This window comes from Naumannella huperziae (assembly GCF_054073625.1).
Genome location: NZ_JBSXPH010000001.1, coordinates 2,235,166 through 2,259,315, shown reverse-complemented (window position 1 = coordinate 2,259,315; position 24,150 = coordinate 2,235,166). Strand labels below are relative to the sequence as shown.

Genomic DNA, 24,150 nt, shown 5'->3' with positions numbered 1-24,150 from the left:
CGGGTCATCCATGATCATTTCCTCCGGCTCAGAGCAGCGGCGCCGCGGGACCGTCGGGACGCTGCATCCGGGCCGCGACGACCCGGTCGACGATCTCGCCGACCTCGTCGTCGGTGAGCCGACGGACGCCGTCGGCGGTGGCCATCATCACCACCGGGAAGATCCGCCGGGTGAGGTCCGGCCCACCGGTCGCGGAGTCGTCATCGGCCGCGTCGTAGAGCGCCTGCACCACCGCGGTCGCCGCGCCCTCGGCATCCAGGTCGTCGCGATAGAGCTTCTTCAGCGAACCCCGGGCATAGGTCGAGCCGGAACCGACCGCATGGAAGGCCGTCTCCTCGTAGCGGCCGCCGGTCGCGTCGTAGGAGAAGATCCGGCCCACGCCGCGCACCGGATCCCAGCCGGCGAACAACGGCAGCACCATCAGGCCCTGCATGGCCAGGCCGAGGTTGCCGCGGATCATCGACGCCAGGTGATTGGCCTTGCCGGACAGCGACAGCGGCGCTCCCTCGATCTTCTCGTAGTGCTCCAGCTCGACGCGGAACAGCCGCACCAGCTCGACCGCGATCCCGGCCGTGCCGGCGATTCCGATCATGGAGTACTCATCGGCGGCGAACACCTTCTCGATGTCGCGCTGGGCGATCATGTTGCCCATCGTGGCCCGGCGATCGCCCGCCATCACCACCCCGCCGGGAAATCCGGCGGCGACGATGGTCGTGCCGTGCGGGGCCAGCTCGGCGGCGCGCGTGCCGTCGGCGGCGGTCGAGGAGCCCGGCAGCGAACCGGGCGAGCCCGCCGCCGCGAGGTCGGCGATCGTCATGGGCAGGAGCTTGCCGGGGCTGCGCTGTGCGTCGGTCACTGGCCGCCCTTCTGCACGAAGGAGCGGACGAACTCGGCCGCATTGGTCTCCAGCACGCCGTCGATCTCGTCGAGCAGGTCGTCGAAGTCGTCGGTCTGCGGCTGGGCCTGCGCCTGGCCAGGGGCGCCGGCGTCGGCGTCCTCGCCGCCGTCGCCCGAGCCCGGCCGATTGCTGCGTTCCTGCGACTGCGCCATGTCGGCACCTCCGTCCCTGCGTCCGGCCGCCCTGGCCGGAACTCCAGCCTAGCGACCGCGACCGACCCTCACAGGTGCAGCCGTTCCAGCAGGTCGGCCAGCCCGTCCGCCGCATCCATCAGCTCCCCGACGTGACGCCGGGTGCCGCGCGCGGGATCGGTCGTCGGCACCCGCAGCAGGCTCGCCCGCCCCGGCACCTCGAAGATCAGCGAGTCCCAGGACGCGGCGAGCACCGAGCGGCCGTACTCGGCGACGCAGCGGCCACGGAAGTACGCGCGGGTGTCGTCCGGCGGCTCGGTGATCGCGGCGGCGATCGCGTCGTCGGTCACCAGCCGCCGCATCCGGCCGCGGTCGAGCAGGCGCCGGTAGAGCGACCGGGCGGGATCGAGGTCGGCGTACTGCAGGTCGACCAGCGCCAGCTTGGGCGCATCCCAGCCGAGGCCGTCGCGGCGCCGGTAGGACTCCGCCAGCCGCCACTTGGCCACCCAGTCCAGCCGGTCGGCCATCGCCAGCGGATCGGCGCGCAGCCCGTCGATCGCCGCCTGCCACTCCTCCAGCACCCGGTACGCCTCGGCGTCCGCGCCGCCCGGATCGACCCGGCCGAGGTGTCGGCGACACGCCTCCGCATAGGCCTCCTGCAGGTCCACCCCGCTCATCGCCCGGCCGTCGGCCAGCGGCACCAGCTCGCCGAGCGCGCCCGCATCCAGATCGGCGTCGTGGCTGATCGCCCGGAAGGCGGCCACCGGATCGGCCAGGGTGAGCGAGCCGTCCAGGTCGCCGGCCTCCAGGGCGCGCAGCACCAGGGCCGCCGTACCGATCTTGAGGAAGGTCGCGGTCTGCGAGCAGTTGGCATCGCCGGTGATCACGTGCAGCCGGCGATGCAGCGTGGCATCGGCATGCGGCTCGTCGCGGGTGTTGATCAAGGGCCGGTTCATGGTCGTCTCCAGGCCGACCTCGGCCTCGAAGAAGTCGGCGCGCTGGCTGAGCTGGAACCCCGGGCGCTCGCTGTGCTGGCCGATGCCGATCCGCCCGGCGCCGGTGATCACCGGACGCGAGGCGAGGAACGGGGTGAACTGGACGACCACGCGGTGGAACGGGGTGCGGCGCGACAGCAGATAGTTCTCGTGGGTCCCGTACGAGGCGCCCTTGCCGTCGGTGTTGTTCTTCCAGATCCGCATCTGCGCGCCGATCCGCCGGGACGCGGCCCGCGCGGCGCGGAGCAGGATCTCATCGCCGGCGGCGTCGTAGCGCACGGCGTCCAGCGCGCTGGTCACTTCGGGCCCGGAGTACTCCGGATGGGCATGATCGACATAGAACCGCGCACCGTTGGCGAGCACCACATTGGCCAGCCCGTCCTCGACATCGGTCAGCATGTCGGGGCTCGCGCCGCTGCGATCGACGTCGAAGCCGCGCAGGTCGCGCAACGGGGACTCGGTCTCGTAGTCCCAACGCATCCGGCCGCCGGCGATCTCGTCGGCATAGGCGCGCACGAGATGGTTGGACAGGTACATCGGGTGCAGGTCCAACTCCGCGCCCGGGGCGAGGGTGATGCCGTACTCGGTCTCGATCCCGAAGATCGGACTCATCGCGCCCCGGCCGATGCCGCGCGGCGGGCGAGGGCGCGGACGAGCGCGACCAGCGCCCGCCAGCCCAGGAGTCCGGCGAGCAGGGTCAGCGTCGCCACCACCAGGAAGGCGGGCGCTCCGGCGCCGACCGCGATCCGGTAGCCCAGGCCCACGCCGAGCGTGGCGGCGGCCACGATCGCGCCGGAGGAGATCCGGTCCGCTCGCCGCCACCGCCGTGCCGCGCCGAGGACCAGCCAGCCGATGGCGGCTCCCGCCGCGAACGGCGCGGCCACGGCCAGCACCTGGCTGGCGTCCTGCGCGCCGCCGTGGCTCGCCCGGCCGACGGTGGCGAAGCCGACGATCACGATCGCGTCCAGCAGCGCGGCCAACACGACGGTGTTGACCGGCCCGATCCGGCCGGTGGCCGCGGTCCGGTCGTCGACGTCGGTCACAGGTACTGCCCCGTGGTGCTGATGTTCTCCACGGCGCGATCGGTGGCCTGCTTGGAGGTGAAGAGGGTACGCACGTGCACGATCCGCTCCCCCTTCTTGCCCGAGATGCGCGCCCAGTCGTCGGGATTGGTGGTGTTGGGCAGGTCCTCGTTCTCGGCGAACTCGTCGGTGCAGGCCTGCAGCAGATGCTGGATCCGGATGCCGCCGACGCCGGTCGCCAGTCGCTCCTTGATCGCCAGCTTCTTCGCCCGGCCGACGATGTTGTTGATCATCGCGCCCGAGTTGAAGTCGCGGAAGTAGAGCACCTCGGTGTCGCCGCCGGCATAGGTCACCTCGAGGAAGCGGTTGTCGTCGGAGTCGGCGTACATGTGTTCGACGGTCCGGTCGATCATCGCCGCCCGGCAGCGCGCCGGATCGTTGTCGAACTCGGCCAGGTCGTCGGGATTCAGCGGCAGGGTCGCCGACAGGTACTTGTCGAAGATCTCCCGTGCCGCCTCCGCGTCGGGCCGCTCGATCTTGATCTTCACGTCCAATCGCCCCGGTCGCAGGATTGCCGGATCGATCATGTCCTCGCGGTTGGAGGCGCCGACGATGATCACATTGTCCAGACCCTCGACGCCGTCGATCTCGGCGAGCAACTGCGGGACGATCGTGTTCTCCACATCGGAGGAGACGCCGCTACCGCGGGTGCGGAAGAGCGAGTCCATCTCGTCGAAGAAGACGATCACCGGCATCCCCTCCGACGCCTTGTCCCGGGCGCGGGTGAAGATCAGCCGGATGTGCCGCTCGGTCTCGCCGACATACTTGTTCAACAGCTCCGGGCCCTTGATGTTGAGGAACCAGCTCCGTCCCTCGCGGCCGGTCGTCTCGGTCACCTTGCGGGCCAGCGAATTGGCCACCGCCTTGGCGATCATGGTCTTGCCGCAGCCGGGCGGTCCGTAGAGCAGGATGCCCTTCGGCGGCGCCAGCTCGAACTCGGCGAACAGGTCGCGATGCAGGAACGGCAGCTCGACCGCGTCCTGGATCTGTTCGATCTGGCGGCCGAGGCCGCCGATCGAGGTGTACTCGACATCCGGCACCTCCTCCAGCACCAGATCCTCCACGTCCACCTTCGGCACCACGTCGAAGGCGTACAGGATGCGCCGGTCGACCAGCAGCGAGTCGCCCGGCCGCAGCGTCTGGCCGCGGAGCTGGTCGGCCAGCCGGACCACATGCTCCTCATCGGCCTGGGCGACCACCACGGCCCGGTGCCCGTCCTCCAGGACATCCTTCAGCACGGCGACATCGCCGACCGCGATCGGGGCGAAGGCATCGACCACGACATGGGCCTCGTTCAGCACCACCTCGGCGCCCGGCGTCAGCATCGCCTGATCCACCTCGGGCGCGACGCTGACCCGCAGCTTCCGCGCGCCGAGCCAGACATCGGCATGGACCAGCGGCTCCGCGCCCGTGCGGGCGGCCTCCACGATCTGGTCGAGGATGCCGAAGCTGACCGGGGGCTGGGCCATCTGCTCCACCTCGGCGCGGACCTGGGTCAGTCGCTCGCGCGCCTGGCTCAGCGTCGCCGACAGCCGCTCGTTCTGGCCGGTCAGCTCGCGGACCTGGCCGCGGGCCTCGGCGAGCCGGCGCTCGAGCGCGGTGAGCTGTGCCGCCCGGTCCGGTTCGGGCGTACCACCCGTGACGTTCTGGGTCATCCTGGCCTCCCCTGGCTCGGCCTCCCCCGGCTGGGGGTGTCCCACGAGCCTACCCACCGGTCGACCCGCGGCCCGGGAGTTTCACCCCCCGCGCCGGTCAGCCGCCCACCCCCGGCGGTCGTGGCCCGGTGTAGTCCGGGCCGTAGGCGCCCGGCGCGGGCCGCCGCTTGCGCGGCGGTGCCGCGACTCCCGGGGCCAGCCGCCGCGCCGTGACCAGGAAGCCGGTGTGACCGGTGGCGGCGTGACCGGGCCGGATGGCCAGTCCCTCGGCGTGCCAGGGCCGCAGCGAGGACTCGGTCGCCTCCGGCTCGGTGAAGCCGGTGTGGGCGCGCAGCGTCTCCACGATCCGGCCGAGCTGGGTCGTGGTGGCGACATAGGCGCAGAACACGCCGCCCGGCTCCAGCGCGTCGGCCACCGCGGGTACGCAGTCCCACGGCGCGAGCATGTCCAGGATCGCCCGGTCGACAGGTTCCGGGCCGAGATCGGTGGCCAGGTCGCCGAGGCGTACCTGCCAGTTGTCGGGGCGTACGCCGAAGAAGTTCGTCACATTCCGCTCGGCGATCTCGGCGAAGTCGGCGCGACGCTCGTAGGAGTACAGCGTCCCGGTCGGACCGATCGCGCGCAGCAGCGACATGCTCAGCGCGCCCGAACCGACACCGGCCTCGACCACCCGGGCGCCCGGGAAGATGTCGGCCGCCATCAGGATCTGCGCGGCGTCCTTGGGGTAGACCACCGCGGCACCGCGCTTCATGGTGACCGTGAACTCGGCGAGCAGCGGGCGCAGCGCGAGGTACTGCGCGCCTCCGGTGGACGTCACCAGCACGCCCTCCGGGCCGCCGATCAGGTCGTCGTGGGCGATCGCGCCCTTGGCCGTGTGGAAGGAGCGCCCGGCCTCCAGCAGCACCGAGTGCCGCCGACCCTTAGGGTCGTGCAGCGTCACTCGGTCCCCCGCCGCCAGCGGGCCCCGACCGACCCCTGACAGCGGGCCCTGCGGTTGGTCCTCGGACGAAACTTCGTCGGTCACCAGCGAAACCCCCAGACGGCAAGTTGTCCGCCGGGCCCGAGGTAGGCCCGGCCGGTGGTCGAGATACCCGGCCCCATCCAGGTGTCGCGGTCCTCGCGCCACAGCGGCAACACGGTGGCGTCGCGGGCGGAGAGCACCTGCAGGTCGGCCAGCACTGCCCGCCGGTCGGCCAGCGTCGCCGCCGCGCCCAGCCGGGCCGCGAGCGCGCGGGCCTCGTCGGCCGATTCCGGCAGGGGCGCCGCCAGCCAGGGCAGCAACTGGGCGATCGGGCTGTCGGTCGCCGGTTCCGGCGAGCCCAGCCACAGGTCGGCTCGCCGCTCGTCGGGCTGGACCAGCACGTCGAACCCGGCCCCCCGCAACGCGGCGGACACCCGCTCGGCGCGCAGCGCCTCGTCGGCGACGTCGTTGTCGAAGCCGAGGCTGACCCGAACCGGCGGGCCGGTCCGCGGCTCGGTCGCGTCGCCGAACACGGCCCGGTAGCCGGGCGCGTCCGGCGGCAGCAAGGAGAAGTCGGTCCGCAGCGGAGTGACCGCGTCGGCCACCCGGCCGCGCAACTCGGCGTCGGCGCGCAGGGCCGAGCGGGGCGACCAGGCGAGCGTCCACGAACGCCCGGCCGGCTCGACCAGGCGGCGGAATCCGTCCCGGGTGGTGCCGAGCGGGTTCGCCTCGACCTGCACGCCCAGCGCGCCCTCCTGCTGTTCGTCGAGGCCGCCCCAGACGACATCGACCTCGGCATTGGTCATCGCATTGCGCAAGAACTCGCTCGCCTCGTAGCGCTGGATGCTGAGCCGCTCCTGGCCCGACGGCGCGAACCCGACATAGTCGGGGTAGGCGGTGAAGCCGACGCGGTGCTCGGTGATGATCTCCATCCGGTACGGCCCGCTGCCCACCGCGAGCTGGCTGGCCGGGCGGACCCGATCCGGCCGGTAGGCGGCCGGGCTGACCAGCGAGGCGACCGGTGCGGCGAGGGCGTACCCGAACTGATTGTCCGGCCGGCTCAGCCGGAAGACGACGGTGTCGGGGCCCGTCTCGATGCCCGCCAGCGCGGCGAAGAGCGTGCGCGCCTCGCCGGTGTCGTCGAGGGCGATCGCCCGCTCGATGCTGAACTTCACCGCCGCGGGGTCGACCGGCGTACCGTCGATGAACTCCAGGCCCTCCACCAGGGTGCACCGATAGCTCACCGGGGTCCGATAGACGCAATTGGCCGCGTCGGGTTTCAGCAGCCCGTCGCCGGGATCCAGCGCGAGCAGGCGCTGGAAACTGGCCAGCACCATGGCGTCGGACATGCCGACACCGTTGGCCGCGGGATCGAGCCGGTTGAACGGTTCGGTGACGCCGACGGTGAACGCCTTGCGCTCGGGGTGGCCCGGCTGGTTACCGGCCCAGGTGCACGACGCGAGCAGCGTGGCGGCGGCGGTGAGCGCGACCAGGCGGGCGGCGAGGCGCCGCGCGCGGCTCATGACGCGCCGGCGACCAGCCGGGCCATGGCCTCCGCGTCCAGGCCGGCCAGGGTGTCGATCACCACCCGGCGCGGCTGCGCGGGCAGCGCGACCAGGTGCCGGATCCCGACGACGACGGCGCCCGCGGCATTGCCCGACGCCGCGCCCGGCACGGAATCCTCCAGCACGACGCAGTCGGCGGCCGACACCCCGAGCCTGTGGGCCGCGGTCAGGTAGGGCTCCGGGTGGGGCTTGCCGTGGGTTACGTCGTCCCCGGCCACCACGGTGGCGAACGTGTCCGGCGCCAACCGGTCCAGCACGGCGTCCAGGATCACCCGGTACGACGCCGACACCAGCGCGGACGGTACGCCCGCCGCGGCGAAGGAGGCCAGCAGCTCCCGGGCCCCGGGCCGCCACGGGATGTCGTGCTCGCGGATGTGCGCCACCACCCGGGTCACCAACTCATCGACCACCCCGGCCGGCGTCCAGCCGTGCCCCGGACCGAGCTGGGCGTCGAGCACCGACACGATGTAGCGCCCCGAGTCGAGCAGCGCGTTGCCGACCAGCCGCTCGGCGTCCTGATCGGTCCAGCGCACGCCGAGCCGGTCGGCAAGGGCGTACTGGGCCTGCACCCAGACGGGCTCGGTGTCGACCAGCGTCCCGTCGAAATCCCACAGCGCGGCGGCGGGCGGCCGTGCCGGGACGGGCGGCCGCTCGGCGGCGGCCTGCGAGGCTGACATGTTCATCGGCGTCATCTTCCCAAACCCGTCGCCGTCCGGACAAAAGCGCCGCCCGCGGGCCGCGTGAGCAACAATGGCCCGGTGAGCCCGCAACCCGATCGCACCGCCGAACTGACCGACGCCCTGCAGCGCCGGGTGATGCTCTTCGACGGCGCCATGGGTGTCACCATCCAGGGTCTCGGGCTGACCGAGTCCGACTTCCGCGGGGAGCGGTTCGCCGACTGGCCGGTCGACCTGCAAGGAAACAACGACCTGCTCAGCCTGACCCGCCCCGACGTGATCGAGCGGATCCACCGCGACTTCCTGGAGGTCGGCGCCGACTTCATCTCCACCAACACCTTCAACGCCCAGGCGATCTCGCTCGCCGACTACGCGATGTCTGACCTGGCCCGCGAGTTCAATGTCGCCTCCGCGCGGCTGGCCCGCGCCGCAGCGGATGCGTACTCCACGCCGGAGCGTCCCCGCTATGTCCTGGGCGCTCTCGGCCCGACCAACCGGACCGCGTCCATCTCGCCGGACGTGAACGACCCCGGCGCGCGCAATATCGGCTTCGCCGAGCTGGTGACCGCCTACCGCGAACAGGCCGAGGGGCTGGTCGAGGGCGGCGTGGACGCCTTGTTGATCGAGACGATCTTCGACACCCTGAACGCGAAGGCGGCGATCTTCGCGCTGGAGGAACTGTTCGCCGAGCACGGTCGCCGCTGGCCGGTGATCATCTCGGGCACCATCACCGACGCGTCGGGGCGGACCCTGTCCGGGCAGACCGTCGAGGCCTTCTGGAACTCGGTACGCCACGCGCGCCCGCTCGCCGTCGGCCTGAACTGCGCCCTGGGTGCCGCCGAGGTGCGGCCCTGGCTGGCCGAGCTGTCCCGGGTCGCCGACTGCTTCGTCTCGGCGTACCCCAATGCGGGCCTGCCGAACGCCTTCGGCGAGTACGACGAGTCGCCGGAGCAGATGGCGCAGGTGATCGGATCGTTCGCCACCGACGGGCTGGTCAACATCGTCGGCGGCTGCTGCGGCACCACCGCCGAGCACATCGCGGCGTTCGCCGAACAGGTGGCCGGCACCGCGCCGCGCGAGGTGCCCGAGGCCGGGCCGGCGCTGCGGCTGTCCGGGCTGGAGCCGCTGAACGTCACCGATGAGTCGTTGTTCGTCAACATCGGCGAGCGGACCAATGTGACCGGCTCGGCCCGGTTCAAGAAGTTGATCACCGCCGGCGACTACGACACCGCGCTGGAGGTCGCCCGCCAGCAGGTCGAGGCCGGCGCGCAGGTGATCGACATCAACATGGACGAGGGCATGCTCGACGGCGTGGCCGCGATGGACCGGTTCTGCAAGCTGGTCGCCTCCGAGCCCGACATCTCCCGGGTGCCGATCATGGTCGATTCCTCCAAGTGGGAGGTGATCGAGGCCGGGCTGCGCTGCATCCAGGGCCGGGCGATCGTGAACTCGATCTCGCTGAAGGAGGGCGAGGAGCCGTTCCTCGAGCACGCGCGGCTGTGCCAGCGCTACGGCGCCGCGGTCGTCGTGATGTGCTTCGACGAGCAGGGTCAGGCCGACAACTACGCCCGCCGGATCGAGATCGCCGAGCGGGCGTACCGGCTGCTGACCGAGATCGGCTTCGCCGGCACCGACATCATCATCGACCCGAACATCTTTGCCGTCGCGACCGGCATCGAGGAACACGCCGAGTACGGGCGCGACTTCATCGAGGCGACCCGCTGGATCACGCAGAACCTGCCCGGCGTCTCCGTCTCCGGCGGCGTGTCCAATGTGTCGTTCTCCTTCCGTGGCAACAACCCCGTGCGCGAGGCGATCCATGCGGTCTTCCTCTACCACGCCATCGAGGCCGGGATGGACGCCGGCATCGTCAACGCCGGCCAGCTCGCCGTCTACGACGAGGTCGACCCGGAGCTGCGGGAGCGGATCACCGACGTGATCTTGAACCGGCGGCCCGACGCCACCGAGCGGCTGCTGGAGATCGCCGGCGATTACGCCGCCGACGGCGCGGCCGCCGAGCAGCGCACCGAGGAGTGGCGCGAGCTGCCCGTGGCCGAGCGGATCACGCACGCCCTGGTGAAGGGCATCGACGCCCACATCGAGGCCGACACCGAGGAACTGCGGGCGGAGCTGGCCGGGCAGGGGCGCCGGCCGATCGAGGTGATCGAGGGGCCGCTGATGGACGGGATGAACGTCGTCGGCGACCTGTTCGGCGCCGGCAAGATGTTCTTGCCGCAGGTGGTGAAGTCGGCGCGGGTGATGAAGAAGGCCGTCGCGCATCTGGTGCCGTTCATCGAGGCCGAGACCGACGAGGGCGCGCCCAGCAAGGGCAAGATCGTGTTGGCCACCGTGAAGGGCGATGTGCACGACATCGGCAAGAACATCGTCGGCGTGGTGCTGCAGTGCAACAACTACGACGTGGTCGACCTCGGGGTGATGGTGCCGGCCGAGCGGATCCTGGACGCCGCCGCCGACGAGCGCGCGGACGTGATCGGCCTGTCCGGGTTGATCACGCCGTCGCTGGACGAGATGGTCCGCTTCGCCGCCGAGCTGGAGCGGCGTGGCCTGCAGACTCCCCTGCTGATCGGCGGGGCGACGACCTCGCGCGCCCACACCGCGGTCAAGGTCGCGCCCGAGTACTCCGGACCGGTGGTCTGGGTCAAGGACGCCTCCCGGTCGGTGCCGACCGTGTCCCGGCTGTTGTCGGCCGAGCAGCGGCCGGCGCTGCTCGACGAGGTCGCCACCGACTATGCGGCGCTGCGCGAGCGGCACGCCGGGAAGGCGGAGAAGAAGCTGTTGGCGTACCCGGATGCGCGAAGCGACGCCTCGCCGATCGACTGGTCCGGCTACACCCCGCCCGTGCCGCAGCTCGCGGCGGACGGCCAGCCGGTCATCAAGGAGCTGATCGATCACCCGCTGACCGATCTGGTCGACTACATCGACTGGTCGCCGTTCTTCGCCGCCTGGGAACTGCGCGGCCGCTTCCCCGACATCTTGAACAACCCGGCCAGCGGCGAGGCCGCGCGCAAGCTCTATGCCGACGCGCGGGCCATGCTCGACCGGCTGATCGCCGACGGGTCGCTGCGCGCGAACGGTGTGGTCGGCTTCTTCCCGGCGAATGCGGTGGGCGACGACATCGAGGTGTACGCCGATGCCGGCCGCGGGCGGCGGCTCGAACTGCTGCACCACCTGCGCCAGCAGGGCGAGCACCGGCCGGGCGTACCGCATCGCAGCCTGGCCGACTTCGTCGCGCCCCGGGCGAGCGGGCTGACCGACTGGGTCGGCGGGTTCGCGGTCAGCGCAGGCTTCGGCGCGGCGGAGGCCGCGGCCCGCTACAAGGAACAACTGGACGACTACAACGCGATCTTGTTGGAGTCGCTGGCCGATCGGCTGGCCGAGGCCTTCGCCGAGCGGATGCACGAGTTGGTGCGCACGCAGTGGTGGGGGTACGCCCCGGCCGAGCGGCTGGGCAACGAGGAGCTGATCGCCGAACGCTACCGCGGGATCCGGCCCGCGCCCGGCTACCCGGCCTGCCCCGACCACACCGAGAAGGCGACGCTGTGGCGGCTGCTCGGCGTACAGCAGCGGACCGGCATCGAGCTGACCGAGTCGATGGCGATGTGGCCGGCGGCGGCGGTCTCGGGCTGGTACTTCGCCCATCCCGACAGCCAGTACTTCGTGGTCGGCCGCCTCGGCGCGGATCAGGTCGCCGACTACGCCCAACGCAAGGGCTGGAGCCTTGCCGAGGCCGAGCGCTGGCTCGCCCCGAACCTCGGCTATCGGCCCGAGCCCGTGCCCGTCGGCTGAGCAGGTCCCGGGGCGTGGCCGCACGGACTGTTCGGGCGGCAGGCGGATGGCTGCCAACACCGGGCAACGTCTCGCGATCGGCTCGGGTTCCCGAACGGGCAACTACAGTGGCGGGCATGGCAGAACATCGCCCCGAGCTGAGGGACCTGCACGACCCGGTCGTGGTGATGGCCTTCTCCGGTTGGAACGACGCGGCGAGCGCCGCGAGTTCCTGCCTGGAGCACCTGCGGGACACGCTCGGGGCGGAGCAGGCGTTCGCTATCGACGGCGAGGACTTCTACGACTTCCAGGTGAACCGGCCGACGGTACGCCGGGACTCCCCGACCGAGGCCATCCACAGTTGGCCCGAGACCACCGTCAGCGTGGCCCGGGTGGCCGGCGGCAGCGGCGAGACGCGTGACCTGGTTCTGGTCACCGGGCCGGAGCCGAACCTGCGCTGGCGCGGCTTCACCCGGCTGGTGATGTCGGCCCTGCGCAGCGCCCAGCCGTCCGTCGTGGTGATGCTCGGCGCGCTGTTGTCGGACTGCCCGCACACCCGGCCGGTGCCGGTCTCGGGCAGCACGGTGCATCCCGATCTGCTCGAGCGGCACGGGCTCGACCTGCCGGACTACGAGGGGCCGACCGGGATCGTCGGGTTGCTCTCGGAGGCGTGCAGCGAGGCGGGCTGGCCGACGGTGAACCTGTGGGCGGCGGTCCCGCACTATGTCGCGCACCCGCCCTGCCCGAAGGCGACCCTGGCGCTGCTCAGCCGGCTGGAGGACGTGATCGACCTGCCGCTCGAGGTCGGCGAGCTGCCGGAGATGGCCCGGGCATGGCAGCGCGGCGTGGACGAGCTGGCGGCCGAGGACGGCGAGATCGCGGAGTACGTGACGCAACTCGAGGAGAGCCAGGACGCCGACGGACTGCCCGAGGCCAGCGGGGACGCGATCGCCGCCGAGTTCCAGCGCTACCTGCGCCGCCGCGACGCCTGAGCATCGTGCGTCAGCCGACGGGCGTACGAGCCTTCCAGTAACCGAACACGCAGGTGGAGGCGGGCGGTCGCCGCAGCACCCGCCACAGATGGTTGCGGGCCGCCCGGCAACCCGCCGACTCGCCGGCGCCCCAGACATAGGTGTCGGCGGGCAGCTCCGCCACCTGATCGACGACCGCCCGCGCCAGCGCCGCGCCCTGACCGGGGAACGGCACGTGCAGCCACCGCAGGTCCAGCGCCGCGGGGCTGGTCAGCGGCAGTTCATCGGCGTTGCCGGGAACGATCCCGACCATCCGGAAGCGTTCGTCCGGGGCTGCCTCCGCCAGGATCCGGCCCGCCGCCGGCAGCCCGCTGAGGTCGGTGACCAACAGCCGATCCACGGCCCCGGCGGGCGGGCGGTAGCTGCCGAAGGCGGGCGACAGGGCGACGCCCGACCGGCCCGGCGCGGCCTGTCGGGCCCAGTCGGCGGCGACGCCTCGCCCGTGCAGGACGAAGTCGAGGTCGATCTCGCCGCGGGTCCGGTCCAGCCGCCGGATGGTGTAGTTGCGCATCGGCGCCGACTCCGCCGGGTCGCGGCCGGTCCGGCCGATCACCGGTCGCTCGCGGCCGGGGTCGGGAAACAGCACCCGGCAGTAGTCGTCGGCCAGCCCTTCGGCCCGGTAGCCCCGCACGCCTTCGCCGGTCAGGGTGATCCGTTGCAGGTGCGGCCCGATCCGGCTGGACGCGCGTACCGTCGCCTCGACCCAGCTCATCGAGCGGCCGGCACGCTCACCCGGCCACCTCGGCGCGCAGCAGGTCGACCATCGCGGCCGGATCGTCGGCATTGAACACGGCGGAGCCGGCGACGAAGACATTCGCCCCGGCCTCGGCGCAGCGCTCGATCGTCTCGGGGCCGACGCCGCCGTCGACCTGCAACCAGATGTCGCGGTCGCCGAGCAGCTCGCGGGTGCGGGTGATCTTGGGCAGGCACAGGTCAAGGAACTTCTGACCGCCGAAGCCCGGCTCGACGGTCATGATCAACACCATGTCGACCTCGCCGAGGATGTCGCGGTAGCCGTCGATGTCGGTCGCCGGGTTGAGCGCCATGCCTGCCCGGGCGCCGATCCGGCGCAGCTCGCGGGCGAGGCGGATGGGCGCCTTGGCGGCCTCGATGTGGAAGGTCACCGACTCGGCCCCGGCCTCGGCATAGGACGGCGCCCAGCGGTCCGGGTCGGTGATCATCAGGTGGATGTCGAGGAACTGGTCGGTCGCCTTGCGGATCGACTCGACGACCGGCAATCCGACGGTCAGGTTGGGGACGAAGTCGTAGTCCATCACGTCGATGTGCAGCCCGTCGGCATTCGCGACCGCGTCGATGTCGCGCTGCAGGTTGGCGAAATCGGCACTGAGCAGGCTCGGGGTGATCATCGTCTCCACCCCGGCAGGTTAGCGGTTGCGCGCCGGCTCAGCCGGTCGCGCGCTTGCGCAGCAGCGCGAGGAACATCGCGTCGGTGCCGTCGCGGTGCGGCCAGAGCTGGACGCGACCGTCCGGGCCGGTCGCCGCGGGCGCCTCGGGCAGCTCCGCGCGGACCGGCTCGGCGTCGGCGCGGGCGGCCAGCACGGCGTCCAGGACCTCGGCGGTCTCGGCGCGATGCGGGGAGCAGGTGACGTAGGCGACCAGGCCGCCCGGCTCGGCGAGGTCCAGCGCCGAGCCGAGCAAGGTCTCCTGCAGCGGCCGCAGCGCGGCGATGTCCTCCGGGTCGCGCCGCCAGCGCGCCTCCGGGCGCCGGCGTAGCGCGCCCAGGCCGGAGCAGGGGACGTCGGCGAGGACCCGGGCGAAGCTGCCCGCGGCCCAGGGCGGCGCGGTGCCGTCGGCGACGACCACCTCCGGCGGCGACGGGTACGCCCGGAGCGCCCGCTCCACCAGCCGGGCCCGGTGCGGTTGCGGCTCGGCCGCGATCAACTCGTCGCCGCGCTCGCGGGCCAGCCCGGCGAGCAGCGCCGCCTTCCCGCCCGGACCCGCACACAGGTCGAGCCAGCGCCCGGCCGGCGCGTCTCCCCGGGCCAGCGCGAGCGCGACGAGCTGCGAGCCCGGGTCCTGGACCCCGACGCGGCCCTCGCGTACCCCGGGAGCAGCCGAGGGATCACCGGACCAGCGCGCCCCGAACGGGGCGATCGGGTCGAGCGCGGCGCCCGCGGCGACCAGCTCGTCGACCTTGGCCAGCCCCGGGCGCACGGTCAGCCAGGTCTGCGGCGGGGCGTTGTTGGCCTCGAGCGCGGCCACCAGTTCGTCTTCCGGCAGCAGGTCGGCATAGGCCTGCACGATCCAGCGCGGGTGGTGCGTGCGGATCGCGATCGCGCCCAGCTCGTCCTCCCCGGCGCTCAGCAGCTCGGTCCAGGCCGGCAGGTCGCGCGCGGCGATCTTGCGCATCACCGCGTTCACCAGGCCGGTCACCCGCTCGCCGACCTCCACCCCGGCCAGGTCGACGCTGGCGGCGACGGCCGCGTGGTCCGGCACCCGCATGGCCAGGGCCTGGTGGGCGCCGAGGCGAAGCACGTCGAGCAGCGGCGGGTCGAACTCGCCCGGCGCGCGACCCGAGGCCGCCTCGATGATCAGGTCGTAGCTGCCCAGCGCCCGCAGCGTGCCGTTGGTCAGCTCGGTCGCGAAGGCGGCATCGCGCCCGGACACCCCCGCGCCGCGCAGTGCCTCGGGCAGCACCAGGTTGGCGTACCCATCGTGTTCGGACACCTCACGCAGCGTCCGGTACGCCGCGCGCCGCGCCGGATCGATCCGGCGCCGGCCGTGGCTGCGGCGCCGGGCCGGTCCGCGCCGCTCAGCCATCGAACCGCTCACCGGCGGCGAGTCCGGCGCCGCGGGCCCAGTCGGGGGCGGGCATCGCGCGCTTGCCGGGCGGCTGCACGGTGATCAACTCCAGCGGTCGGGTCCCGGTGCCGGCGAGCACCCGGCCACGTTCGATCCGCAGCTCGCCCGGCGGAAGTTGATCACCACCGACCATCCGCGCCCGGATGATCTTGAACCGCTCGCCGCGCAGGGTGGTCCAGGCGCCGGGCGCGGGCGAGCACGCCCGAATCTGCCGGTCGAGGCGGTCGTCGGGGTCGGCCCAGTCGAGCCGCGCGTCACGGGTGTCGATCTTGGGCGCGCGGGTCGCGCCGTCGGCGGGCTGCGGGACCGGGCGCTCCCCCGCGGCGATCGCGTCGAGGGTCTCGACCAGCAGGCCGGCGCCGTCGACGGCCAGTCGGTCCAGGAGTTCGCCGGCGGTCTCCTCCGCGCCGACCGGCGTGCGCAGGGTCCGATAGATCGGGCCGGCGTCCAGCTCGCGGACCAGGGAGAACGTGCAGGCGCCCGTCTCGGCGTCTCCGGCCAGGATCGCGTGCTGGACGGGCGCCGCGCCGCGCCAGCGCGGGAGCAGGGAGAAGTGCAGGTTGACCCAGCCCTGGTCGGGGATGTCGATCACCTGCTGCGGCACCAGCGCGCCGTAGGCGACCACCGGAACGCAGTCCGGCGCGAGCTCTGTCAGGCGGGCGACGAACTCCGGGTCGCGGGGATGGCCGGGCTTGAGCACCGGCAGTCCCAGCTCGTCCGCGCGGGCGGCCACGGGGCTGGCGCGCAGCTTCTTGCCGCGCCCGGCCGGGGCGTCGGGCCGGGTGATCACGCCGAGCAGCTCGTGTCCGGATGCGGCGACCGCGTCCAGGGACGGGACGGCGACCTCGGGGGTTCCGGCAAGCAGCAGGCGCACCTCGCCATCCTAGGAGCCGCAACCAGCCCAGAAGCCGGACCACCCGCGCCCGAACCACAGGCGAGCGGAATGCCCTTGCCCGCACCGCGCGGCGGTGGTTGGCTCGCGGCATGCCCGCCGACGCACCCACCATCCTCGCCACGTCCGGGGGCATTGGCCCGGGCACGCGTACCCGATGGGAGTTCACCGCCCTCACCCGTCATGCGGTGGATCTGTCCGGTGTCGCGGGTACGCCAAGGGTCTGCTTCCTCGCCACGGCCGGCGGCGACGACTCGGCCTATCTCGTGAACTTCTACACCGCCGCCCAGGCGGCCGGGTTCGCGCCCAGCCATCTCGCGCTGTTCCCGATGCCGAACGTCGCCGACCCGACCGAACTGCTGCTCGACCAGGACGTGATCTTCGTCGGCGGCGGCAGCGTCGCCGGGTTGCTCGCCCTGTGGCGGATGCACGGGGTCGACACGGCGATGCATGCCGCCTGGCGCGCCGGCGTGGTGCTCACCGGAGTCTCCGCGGGTTCGCTGTGCTGGCACGCCGGCGGGACCACGGACTCGTTCGGCCCGCGCCTGCGCGCCGTGACCGACGGGCTGGGCTTCCTGCCGTACGCCAACGGCGTGCACCACGACTCCGAGCCGCAGCGCCGCCCGCTGTTCCAGCGGCTGATCGCCGACGGCACCCTGCCGGGCGGGTACGCCACCGACGACGGCGCCGGGCTGCTCTACCGCGACACCGAGCTGGTCGAGGCGCTCAGCGAGGAGCCCGGCCGCTACGCCTACCGGGTCGACCCCGGCGGCGACGGCACCGCCACCGAGGAGCGGCTGGACACCCGCCTGCTCCGCTGAGGCCCGCGCCCCTCACTCCATCACCAGCGGGTCGATCCGCACCCGCGTCGCGCCCGCCGCCTTGCGCGCGCTGCGGATGCCCTGGGCCTCCCGCAGCAACCGCGCCAGCTCCTCGCCGGCACCGCGCGGCACCCGCAGGGTGAGCCGCTGCAGCTCGCCGCCGTCGGGCAGCTCCCCGACCGCGACCGGGCCGAGCACCTCCGCCCCGGCGGGCAGCTCGTCGCGGATCGGGTCGAGCAGCTCGCCGATCGCCGCCCCGCCGCCCTCCAGGGTCGCCACCCGGGCCCCGGGCGGCAGGTGCGCCTCCGCCCGCTCGGCGAGCTCGCGGCGGGCGAATCCGGCGGGATCGAGGCGGACCAGCGCCTGCAGGGCACGCGCCTCGGGCGGCCCGACGGCGAGCACCGTGCCGCCGTCACCGGCCGGTCGGACGAGGGCCGCCGCGTTCAGCCACCGCCGCAGCGCCTCCTCCCCGGCGCGCAGATCCGGCCGGGCGAGCAGCGCGGTGGCATCGACGAGCACCGCCGCGGCGTACCCCCCGGCGGCGACCGGTTCGGCACCGGGCGTCGCCACGACCAGGGCCGGCTCGTCGTCCACGGCCGCCACCACCTTGTTCCCCGAGGACCTGATCACCCGGGTGTTGGGGAAGGCGCGGCCGAGTTCCTCGGCCAGCCGGGTCGCACCGACCACGGGCGCCCGCCAGCGGGTGTCCCCGCACTGCGGGCAGTGCCAGCCGGGGAGGATCCGGCCGCACCAGCCGCAGTCCAGCCGGTCGCCCGCCTCGGCTCGCACCGGTCCCGCGCAGTGCGGGCAGCGCAGCGGGCTGCGGCACTGCGCGCAGACCAGCCCGAGCCGATAGCCCGCCCGCGGTACCTGGACCAGGACCGGCCCCTGCGGCAGCGCCCGGCGTACCACCTCGAAGGTGTCGTGCGGCAGGCGGGCGGCCCGGGCGGCCGGATCGCGGGCGAGCGCGCGGTCGGTGTCGGCCGCGATCCGGACCAGCGGCGCGACCCGGCGCACCGTGCCCCGGGGCTGCGCCAGCGGGGTGAGCCAGCCCGTCTGCACCAACTGCTCGATCTCGGCGCTGCGCCCGTAGCCGGCGAGGACGACCGCGGTCCGCTCCCCCGCCGCCCGCAACGCCAGCACCTCGCGCGTGTGCGGATAGGGCGCTCGCGGCTCGGCCAGCAGGTCGTCGCCGTCGTCCCACAGCGCCACCAGGCCCAGGTCGCGGACGGGCGCATAGGCGGCCGCCCGGGTGCCGATCACCACCCGGACCTCACCGCGGGAGACCCGGAGGAACTCCCGGTAGCGGGCCGACGGGCCCAGCTCGGCGGTCAACCGGGCGAAGCCGTCCGGCCCGAAGCGGGCGGCGCAGGCGCGCGCCAGCCGATCGAGGTCGCGATGATCAGGAACGACGATGATCGCGCCGCGCCCGGCCCGCCGGGTCGCGGCGGCGGCCTCGGCCAGCCCGCCCGCCCAGTCCCCGTCCGGCCCCGCGGTCGGGGTCACCTGCCAGTACGCGCGGGGGTTCTCCCCGCGGGCCAGCGCCTCGGCGAGCTCGCGCCCCGTCGGGTAGCGGTCGAGGACCGACGGCGCATCGGCGGGCGCCGCGTCCGCCTCGGCGCTCCGCTCGGCCTTCTCGGTGGCGGCGTGTCGGGGCGGCACGGCCAGCCGCGAGACATCGGCGAAGGTGCCGGCGTAGTGATCGGCGACGCGGCGGATCAGCGCGGCCACCTGCGGGGTGAGCACCGGCTCGGGAGACGTCACCGCGTGCAGCGGTGCGAGCCTGCCCTCGTGATCGGTCTGCTCGGTTCGTTCGAGGACGAACCCGTCGCGCAGCCGGCCGGCGAAGCGGACCCGGACCCGCGCGCCGACCACGGCGGCGGCGTCCTGCCCGTCGGTGACCGCATAGTCGAACGGGCGGTCCAGGTGCGGCAGGGACACGTCCACCGCCACCCTGGCCACCCGCGCCGATGCCGGCCGGGGCGCCGGGATCAGGGCGGCTGGTTCGGTCACCGGGTCATGGTAGGCGGGGCATCCGACGGACACGACCGGCCGCGGGTCCGGCGATCACTAGGGTGAGCGCACGGCCGGCAGACGAGCGAAGGAGCCAGATGCGGACGTGGGGCGTGGCGCGGCGAGATCATTCCGTGGACGACATCGTGACGGTGGCGCGGGCGGCCGAATCGGCCGGCGCGAGCTACCTGCTGTTGCCGGAGACCGGCCTGAGCGGCGACGAGGGGCGCGACCCGTTCCTGGTCGCCGCGGCGGCGCTCACCGCCACGGAGCGGCTGGTGGTGGCGACGGCGGTCGCGGTCGCACCCGCCCGGCCGGCCCGGCTGACCGCGGTCCAGGCCGCCACGCTCGCCGAGTTGTCCGGTGGTCGGTTCGTGCTCGGCCTCGGGACCTCGCACCACCGCGTGCTGGAGCGGCTCGGTCTGCCGATCCCGGAGCGCCCCATGAGCGAGCTGCGCGACTACGTCGCCGCCGTCCGCGACAACCGGCCGGCGTTCGGCCCGAAGGCGACGCCGATCTGGATCGGCGCGCTCGGCCCCAAGATGATCGAGTTCGCGGTCACCGACACCGACGGCGTCGTACTGAACTGGCTCACCCCCGAGACCGCCGCCGCGCCCGCCGCGCTGGCCCGCGACGGCGGCGCCGAGAGTGCGCTGATCATGCGCACCGGGCCGTACGCGAAGGTCTCCGGCGATGCCGCCGCCTACCTCGCGATGCCGAACTACGCCCGGCAGTTCGCCCGGATCCAGATCACCGAGCCCGAGCAGCTCGTCGCGCAGACCTGCGTCTCCGAGCCCGACGACGCGTTGATCGTGGAGCGCCTGCACGCCTACGCCGATGCCGGGATCAGCATCCCGTGTGTCTACCCCGTCGGCATGGACGCCGACGCGACGGGTGGCCTGCTCGCCCGCGTGGGCCGCCGGCTCGCCTGACTCGCGCGGGACAACCGTGACCGGTCCTGCGCTCAGCCGCGGACGGCCGCGGCGAGCTTGTCGGCGTACGGCGTCTGCTCCCAGGTGAACTCGGGCAGCTCGCGACCGAAGTGCCCGTAGGCCGCCGTGCGGGCATAGATCGGGCGGCGCAGGTCGAGCTGCTCGATGATCGCCGCCGGGCGAAGATCAAAGGTCTCCCGGACCGCGGCCTCGATCTGGCCGACCGGCACCTTCTCGGTGCCGAAGCAGTCGAGATAGAAGCCGACCGGATGTGCGCGACCGATGGCATAGGCCACCTGGACCTCGCAGCGCTCGGCCAGCCCCGCGGCGACGACATTCTTGGCGACCCAGCGCATCGCGTAGGCGGCCGAGCGATCGACCTTCGACGGGTCCTTGCCCGAGAACGCGCCGCCCCCGTGCCGGGCCATCCCGCCGTAGCTGTCGACGATCACCTTGCGCCCGGTCAGTCCGGCATCGCCCATCGGGCCGCCGATCTCGAAGCGCCCGGTCGGGTTCACATACAGCTTGTAGTCGTGGTGGGTCAGGTCGAACGCCTCCAGCACCGGCTTCACCACCTGCTCGCGCAGGTCCGGCGTCAACAGATTCGCCAGGTCGATGTCGGCGGCGTGCTGGGAGCTGATCACGACGGTGTCCAGGCGTACCGGCCGGTCGCCGTCGTACTCGACCGTCACCTGGGTCTTGCCGTCCGGGCGCAGATAGGGCACCTCGCCGCTCTTGCGCACGTCGGCGAGCCGTTCGGCCAGCCGGTGCGCCAGCGTGATCGGCAGCGGCATCAGCTCCGGGGTCTCGGTGCTCGCGTAGCCGAACATCAGGCCCTGGTCGCCGGCGCCGAGCAGGTCGTAGGACTCCGCGGACCCGTCGCGGGCCTCCTCCGCGCGATCCACGCCCTGGGCGATGTCCGGCGACTGCGCGCCGATGCTGACCTGCACGCCACACGATGCGCCGTCGAAGGACTTGTGCGAGGAGTCGTACCCGATCTCGAGCACCCGCTCGCGGACGATCCGGGGGATCTCGGCGTACGCCTCGGTGGTCACCTCGCCCGCCACCACGACCAGTCCGGTGGTCACCAGCGTCTCCACCGCCACCCGGCTGTTCGGGTCCTGCCGCAGCAGCTCGTCCAGCACGCTGTCGCTGATCTGGTCGGCGATCTTGTCCGGGTGCCCCTCGGTCACGGATTCGGACGTGAACAGTCGTCGGCTCATGCGCCCGACCCTAGCGAAACACTCCCACGCAGCGGGGCCCGATCATCATCTGGCCGGCACCCGGGCGGCCGCGTCGAGGACGACATGGGCGCAGCGTTCCTTCGAACCCTGCCCCTCGGCGATCACCCCGTCCGGCCCGAGGATGCTGATCGAGGTGTCCGGCTGTCCGAAGATCCGGCCGTCGCCGACATCGTTGACCACCAGCAGGTCCGCGCCCTTGCGTTCCAGTTTGGTACGCCCGAGCGCGATCAGCTCCTCGGCGCAGCGCGGGGTCTCGGCGGCGAAGCCGACCAGGACGGGCCGGGACCCGACCCGCTCCCGCCCGAGGTGGGCCAGGACGTCGGTGGTCTCGACGAGGTCGAGCGTGAGCGTGCCGGAGCCGTCCTTCTTGATCTTGGCGCCGGCCGGCTCGCGGGCGGCGAAATCCGCCGCCGCGACCGCCATCACCACGATGTCGGCTCCCGGCGCCAACCGCGCCATCGCCGCATCCAGATCGGCGGTGCTGGCAACGCGTTCGATGCCGACGCCGCTCGGCGCGTCCTCCTCGGTGTGGGCCAGGACGAGCGTCACCTCGGCGCCGCGCAGCCGCGCGGCCCGGGCCAGTGCGATGCCCATCCGGCCGGAGGAGTTGTTGCCGATGTAGCGGACGGGGTCGAGCGGCTCCCGCGTACCGCCCGCGGAGATGACGACCCGCCGACCGGCGAGATCGCGGCCCCGGCCGAGGATCGCCGGATCCTCCAGCACCGTGCCGGCGATGGTGGCGAGCTCGGCGGCCTCCGGCAAGCGTCCGGGGCCGGAGTCCGCGCCGGTCAGCCGGCCCGCCGCCGGGTCGACGACCAACACGCCGCGCTCGCGCAGAGTGGCGACATTCGCCCCGGTCGCCGGGTGCTGCCACATCTCGGTGTGCATCGCCGGGGCCATCACCACGGGACAGCTCGCGGTGAGCAGGACGTTGGTGAGCAGGTCGTCGGCCCGGCCCGTCGCCGCGCGGGCGAGCAGATCCGCGGTGGCGGGAGCCACGAACACGAGGTCGGCCTCCCGGCCGAGCCGCACGTGATTCACCTGATCGGTGGCGGAGAAGACCCCGGTGTGCACGGGGCGACCGGACAACGCCTCCCAGGTCGCCGCCCCGACGAAGTTCAGCGCGGCCGCGGTCGGCACCACGGTGACCTCGTGTCCGGACTCGGTCAGCCGACGCAGCAGCTCGCACGCCTTGTACGCCGCGATGCCGCCGGCGACCCCCAGCACGATCCGGCTCACGTCCGGCCCCGGGGCTCGCACGGGCGGGTCATGGACGTGTGCTCAGGCGGAGAAGTCGGGGTCGCGGGAGAACTCGTCGTCGCCGTCGACCGCGGTCAGCGAGGGACGTTCGGTCTCGTCGGCTGCGGGCTCGGCGTCCGGATCGAACTCCTCGCACTCCAGCACGCCGTCCTCGATCTCGCGCAGGGCGATGGACAGCGGCTTCTCCTGCACGCCGGCGTCCACCAGCGGGCCGACGTTCTCCAACAGGCCCTCGCCGAGCTGGGAGTAGTAGGCGTTGATCTGCCGGGCGCGCTTGGCCGCGAACAGCACCAGGCGGTACTTCGAGTCGACCTTGGTCAGCAGGTTGTCGATCGGCGGATTGGTGATGCCGACGGCTTCGGTGTTCGTCAAGAGAAATGCCTTCGCGACGGTTCTGGGAAACGGTGTGGGGGCAGCGGCTCGCGGCGCACTGCGGACAACCGCGCCAATGCTACCCGACCGAGCCGTCGAGGCCCAAGATCTCGGCGATCTCGGCGACCGTCGTGTCGAGGTCGGCATTGACCACCACATCGTCGAACTCGTCGAAGGCGGTCATCTCGGCCCGGGCCGTCTCGAGCCGCCGGGCCCGCTCCTCGGCGTCCTCGGTGCCGCGCAGGTTCAGCCGGCGGACCAGTTCCTGCCAGGACGGTGGCATCAGGAAGATCGAGTGCGCCTCCGGCAGGCTGCGGCGTACCTGCTGGGCGCCCTGCAGATCGATCTCGAGCAGCACCGTGTGCCCCTGCGCCACGGCGGCCGCGACCGGGGCGCGCGGGGTGCCGTAGCGCGCCTTGCGGTGCACCACCGCCCACTCCAGCAGCCCGTCGTGGGCGATCAGGTCGTCGAACTCGGCGTCGCTGGTGAACAGGTAGTGCCGGCCGTCCACCTCGCCCGGGCGCGGGCGCCGGGTGGTGGCCGAGACCGACACCCACAGCTCGGGATGGCGCTCCCGGAGTGCCGCGACGACCGTCCCCTTGCCGACGGCGGTCGGCCCCGCCAGCACGAAGACCCGCCCGGGCGCGCTCAACGAAACTCCGCCAACAGGCCGGCCTGCTGGTGCCGGCCGAGCCCCCGCAGCCGGCGGCTCGCCGCGATCTCGTGTCGGTCCATCGTCTCGGCGGCCCGCTTCTCCCCCACCCGCGGCAGGGCCTTGAGCACCTCGACCACGCGCAGGTGCGCCAGCACGTCATCGGTCTGCGCCAACTCCAACAGCTCCGACAGCCGCAGATCGCCCGAGCGCAACCGGGCCTTGGCCGCGGCCCGGTGGCGCCGGGCCTGGGTGGCCGCGGCCCGCGCCTGTAGCCGCTGGTCCGCCGAGAGCGGGGGAACCGAGATCACGGCGTCAACCTATCGAGCTGGCCGCGCGACTGCCATTCCGGCGCGCTCG

General features: G+C 73.1%; 21 protein-coding genes and 1 pseudogene. 4 read left to right on the top strand and 18 right to left on the bottom strand.

Going from position 1 to position 24,150, the window contains the following annotated elements; translation table 11 throughout:
• Window positions 1–28: 28 nt before the first annotated feature.
• From prcB to ACXDC7_RS10625, 8 genes and pseudogenes are all read right to left on the bottom strand, one after another.
• Window positions 29–817 (bottom strand): proteasome subunit beta, encoded by a 789-nt coding sequence (gene prcB / locus ACXDC7_RS10660; RefSeq protein ID WP_179446333.1) that lies wholly within the window; start codon window positions 815–817, stop codon window positions 29–31.
• A 35-nt stretch (window positions 818–852) separates the two neighbouring features.
• Window positions 853–1,050: a ubiquitin-like protein Pup gene (locus tag ACXDC7_RS10655; protein ID WP_179443581.1), complete on the bottom strand. Its 198-nt coding sequence runs from the start codon at window positions 1,048–1,050 to the stop codon at window positions 853–855.
• A gap of 68 nt (window positions 1,051–1,118) precedes the next feature.
• The gene (gene dop / locus ACXDC7_RS10650) at window positions 1,119–2,636 is read right to left on the bottom strand and encodes a depupylase/deamidase Dop (RefSeq protein ID WP_459222112.1); all 1,518 of its coding nucleotides are present in this window, start codon (window positions 2,634–2,636) and stop codon (window positions 1,119–1,121) included.
• Window positions 2,633–3,067 carry a DUF3054 family protein gene (locus ACXDC7_RS10645; protein WP_459222111.1) on the bottom strand — a complete coding sequence of 145 codons (435 nt, stop codon included), beginning with the start codon at window positions 3,065–3,067 and terminating at the stop codon, window positions 2,633–2,635. The genes dop and ACXDC7_RS10645 overlap by 4 nt, the downstream gene beginning before the upstream one ends.
• Entirely contained in the window at window positions 3,064–4,761 is a 1,698-nt protein-coding gene (gene arc / locus ACXDC7_RS10640; RefSeq protein WP_179443584.1) for a proteasome ATPase, read from the bottom strand. Before arc ends, ACXDC7_RS10645 begins: the two co-directional genes overlap by 4 nt.
• A gap of 97 nt (window positions 4,762–4,858) precedes the next feature.
• Window positions 4,859–5,896 (bottom strand): annotated as a pseudogene (locus ACXDC7_RS10635) (tRNA (adenine-N1)-methyltransferase); the annotation flags it as partial.
• A complete protein-coding gene (locus ACXDC7_RS10630) occupies window positions 5,782–7,059 on the bottom strand; it encodes an ABC transporter substrate-binding protein (RefSeq protein ID WP_281370032.1) in 1,278 nt (425 codons plus the stop codon). The gene ACXDC7_RS10630 and the pseudogene ACXDC7_RS10635, both read right to left, overlap by 115 nt.
• A 182-nt stretch (window positions 7,060–7,241) precedes the next feature.
• The gene (locus ACXDC7_RS10625; RefSeq protein ID WP_246292496.1) at window positions 7,242–7,970 is read right to left on the bottom strand and encodes an HAD family hydrolase; all 729 of its coding nucleotides are present in this window, start codon (window positions 7,968–7,970) and stop codon (window positions 7,242–7,244) included.
• Window positions 7,971–8,045: 75 nt separating this feature from the next.
• Here ACXDC7_RS10625 and metH point away from each other — a divergent pair, with 75 nt between their 5' ends.
• Window positions 8,046–11,771, top strand: a complete 3,726-nt coding sequence (gene metH, locus ACXDC7_RS10620; protein WP_459222110.1) for a methionine synthase — start codon at window positions 8,046–8,048, stop codon at window positions 11,769–11,771.
• A gap of 116 nt (window positions 11,772–11,887) precedes the next feature.
• A complete protein-coding gene (locus ACXDC7_RS10615) occupies window positions 11,888–12,742 on the top strand; it encodes a PAC2 family protein (protein WP_179443586.1) in 855 nt (284 codons plus the stop codon).
• Window positions 12,743–12,752: 10 nt separating this feature from the next.
• On the opposite strand, the gene ACXDC7_RS10610 is transcribed toward ACXDC7_RS10615, so the two are convergent.
• The 4 genes from ACXDC7_RS10610 to fmt are packed head-to-tail and all read right to left on the bottom strand — an operon-like array spanning window position 12,753 to window position 16,478.
• Entirely contained in the window at window positions 12,753–13,493 is a 741-nt protein-coding gene (locus tag ACXDC7_RS10610; RefSeq protein WP_459222109.1) for a siderophore-interacting protein, read from the bottom strand.
• Window positions 13,494–13,509: 16 nt separating this feature from the next.
• Entirely contained in the window at window positions 13,510–14,148 is a 639-nt protein-coding gene (gene rpe / locus ACXDC7_RS10605) for a ribulose-phosphate 3-epimerase (RefSeq protein WP_218843922.1), read from the bottom strand.
• A gap of 37 nt (window positions 14,149–14,185) precedes the next feature.
• Window positions 14,186–15,562: an RsmB/NOP family class I SAM-dependent RNA methyltransferase gene (locus ACXDC7_RS10600; protein ID WP_459222108.1), complete on the bottom strand. Its 1,377-nt coding sequence runs from the start codon at window positions 15,560–15,562 to the stop codon at window positions 14,186–14,188.
• Window positions 15,555–16,478 carry a methionyl-tRNA formyltransferase gene (fmt, locus tag ACXDC7_RS10595; protein ID WP_459222107.1) on the bottom strand — a complete coding sequence of 308 codons (924 nt, stop codon included), beginning with the start codon at window positions 16,476–16,478 and terminating at the stop codon, window positions 15,555–15,557. Before fmt ends, ACXDC7_RS10600 begins: the two co-directional genes overlap by 8 nt.
• A gap of 110 nt (window positions 16,479–16,588) precedes the next feature.
• On the opposite strand from fmt, the gene ACXDC7_RS10590 reads away from it, so the two are divergent.
• On the top strand, window positions 16,589–17,317 hold the full coding sequence (locus ACXDC7_RS10590; protein ID WP_459222106.1) for a Type 1 glutamine amidotransferase-like domain-containing protein: 729 nt from the start codon (window positions 16,589–16,591) through the stop codon (window positions 17,315–17,317).
• A 12-nt stretch (window positions 17,318–17,329) separates the two neighbouring features.
• On the opposite strand, the gene ACXDC7_RS10585 is transcribed toward ACXDC7_RS10590, so the two are convergent.
• A complete protein-coding gene (locus ACXDC7_RS10585) occupies window positions 17,330–19,330 on the bottom strand; it encodes a primosomal protein N' (RefSeq protein ID WP_459222105.1) in 2,001 nt (666 codons plus the stop codon).
• Window positions 19,331–19,428: 98 nt separating this feature from the next.
• On the opposite strand from ACXDC7_RS10585, the gene ACXDC7_RS10580 reads away from it, so the two are divergent.
• Complete coding sequence (locus ACXDC7_RS10580) at window positions 19,429–20,262, top strand: LLM class flavin-dependent oxidoreductase (RefSeq protein ID WP_459222104.1); 834 nt, start codon at window positions 19,429–19,431, stop codon at window positions 20,260–20,262.
• 32 nt (window positions 20,263–20,294) lie between these two features.
• Here the strand turns inward: ACXDC7_RS10580 and metK are convergent, their stop codons facing one another.
• From metK to mihF, 5 genes are all read right to left on the bottom strand, one after another.
• On the bottom strand, window positions 20,295–21,485 hold the full coding sequence (gene metK / locus ACXDC7_RS10575; RefSeq protein WP_459222103.1) for a methionine adenosyltransferase: 1,191 nt from the start codon (window positions 21,483–21,485) through the stop codon (window positions 20,295–20,297).
• 45 nt (window positions 21,486–21,530) lie between these two features.
• Entirely contained in the window at window positions 21,531–22,745 is a 1,215-nt protein-coding gene (gene coaBC / locus ACXDC7_RS10570) for a bifunctional phosphopantothenoylcysteine decarboxylase/phosphopantothenate--cysteine ligase CoaBC (RefSeq protein ID WP_459222102.1), read from the bottom strand.
• A gap of 42 nt (window positions 22,746–22,787) precedes the next feature.
• Window positions 22,788–23,138: a DNA-directed RNA polymerase subunit omega gene (gene rpoZ / locus ACXDC7_RS10565; protein ID WP_246292498.1), complete on the bottom strand. Its 351-nt coding sequence runs from the start codon at window positions 23,136–23,138 to the stop codon at window positions 22,788–22,790.
• 79 nt (window positions 23,139–23,217) lie between these two features.
• Window positions 23,218–23,790, bottom strand: coding sequence for a guanylate kinase (gene gmk / locus ACXDC7_RS10560; protein WP_459222101.1), 573 nt, complete (start codon window positions 23,788–23,790; stop codon window positions 23,218–23,220).
• Window positions 23,787–24,098 carry an integration host factor, actinobacterial type gene (gene mihF / locus ACXDC7_RS10555; RefSeq protein ID WP_179446336.1) on the bottom strand — a complete coding sequence of 104 codons (312 nt, stop codon included), beginning with the start codon at window positions 24,096–24,098 and terminating at the stop codon, window positions 23,787–23,789. The genes gmk and mihF overlap by 4 nt, the downstream gene beginning before the upstream one ends.
• Window positions 24,099–24,150 lie beyond the last annotated feature (52 nt).

What these genes read in the sequence shown, in the direction of transcription:
- ACXDC7_RS10590 (WP_459222106.1), top strand. Translation starts at nt 16,589, where the DNA reads ATGCCCGCCGACGCACCCACCATCCTCGCCACGTCCGGGGGCATTGGC.
- arc (WP_179443584.1), bottom strand. Translation starts at nt 4,761, where the DNA reads ATGACCCAGAACGTCACGGGTGGTACGCCCGAACCGGACCGGGCGGCA.
- ACXDC7_RS10615 (WP_179443586.1), top strand. Translation starts at nt 11,888, where the DNA reads ATGGCAGAACATCGCCCCGAGCTGAGGGACCTGCACGACCCGGTCGTG.
- ACXDC7_RS10625 (WP_246292496.1), bottom strand. Translation starts at nt 7,970, where the DNA reads ATGAACATGTCAGCCTCGCAGGCCGCCGCCGAGCGGCCGCCCGTCCCG.
- ACXDC7_RS10630 (WP_281370032.1), bottom strand. Translation starts at nt 7,059, where the DNA reads ATGGTGCTGGCCAGTTTCCAGCGCCTGCTCGCGCTGGATCCCGGCGAC.
- prcB (WP_179446333.1), bottom strand. Translation starts at nt 817, where the DNA reads ATGACGATCGCCGACCTCGCGGCGGCGGGCTCGCCCGGTTCGCTGCCG.
- ACXDC7_RS10610 (WP_459222109.1), bottom strand. Translation starts at nt 13,493, where the DNA reads ATGAGCTGGGTCGAGGCGACGGTACGCGCGTCCAGCCGGATCGGGCCG.
- ACXDC7_RS10655 (WP_179443581.1), bottom strand. Translation starts at nt 1,050, where the DNA reads ATGGCGCAGTCGCAGGAACGCAGCAATCGGCCGGGCTCGGGCGACGGC.
- metK (WP_459222103.1), bottom strand. Translation starts at nt 21,485, where the DNA reads ATGAGCCGACGACTGTTCACGTCCGAATCCGTGACCGAGGGGCACCCG.
- dop (WP_459222112.1), bottom strand. Translation starts at nt 2,636, where the DNA reads ATGAGTCCGATCTTCGGGATCGAGACCGAGTACGGCATCACCCTCGCC.
- ACXDC7_RS10580 (WP_459222104.1), top strand. Translation starts at nt 19,429, where the DNA reads ATGCGGACGTGGGGCGTGGCGCGGCGAGATCATTCCGTGGACGACATC.
- rpe (WP_218843922.1), bottom strand. Translation starts at nt 14,148, where the DNA reads ATGATCACCCCGAGCCTGCTCAGTGCCGATTTCGCCAACCTGCAGCGC.
- ACXDC7_RS10600 (WP_459222108.1), bottom strand. Translation starts at nt 15,562, where the DNA reads ATGGCTGAGCGGCGCGGACCGGCCCGGCGCCGCAGCCACGGCCGGCGC.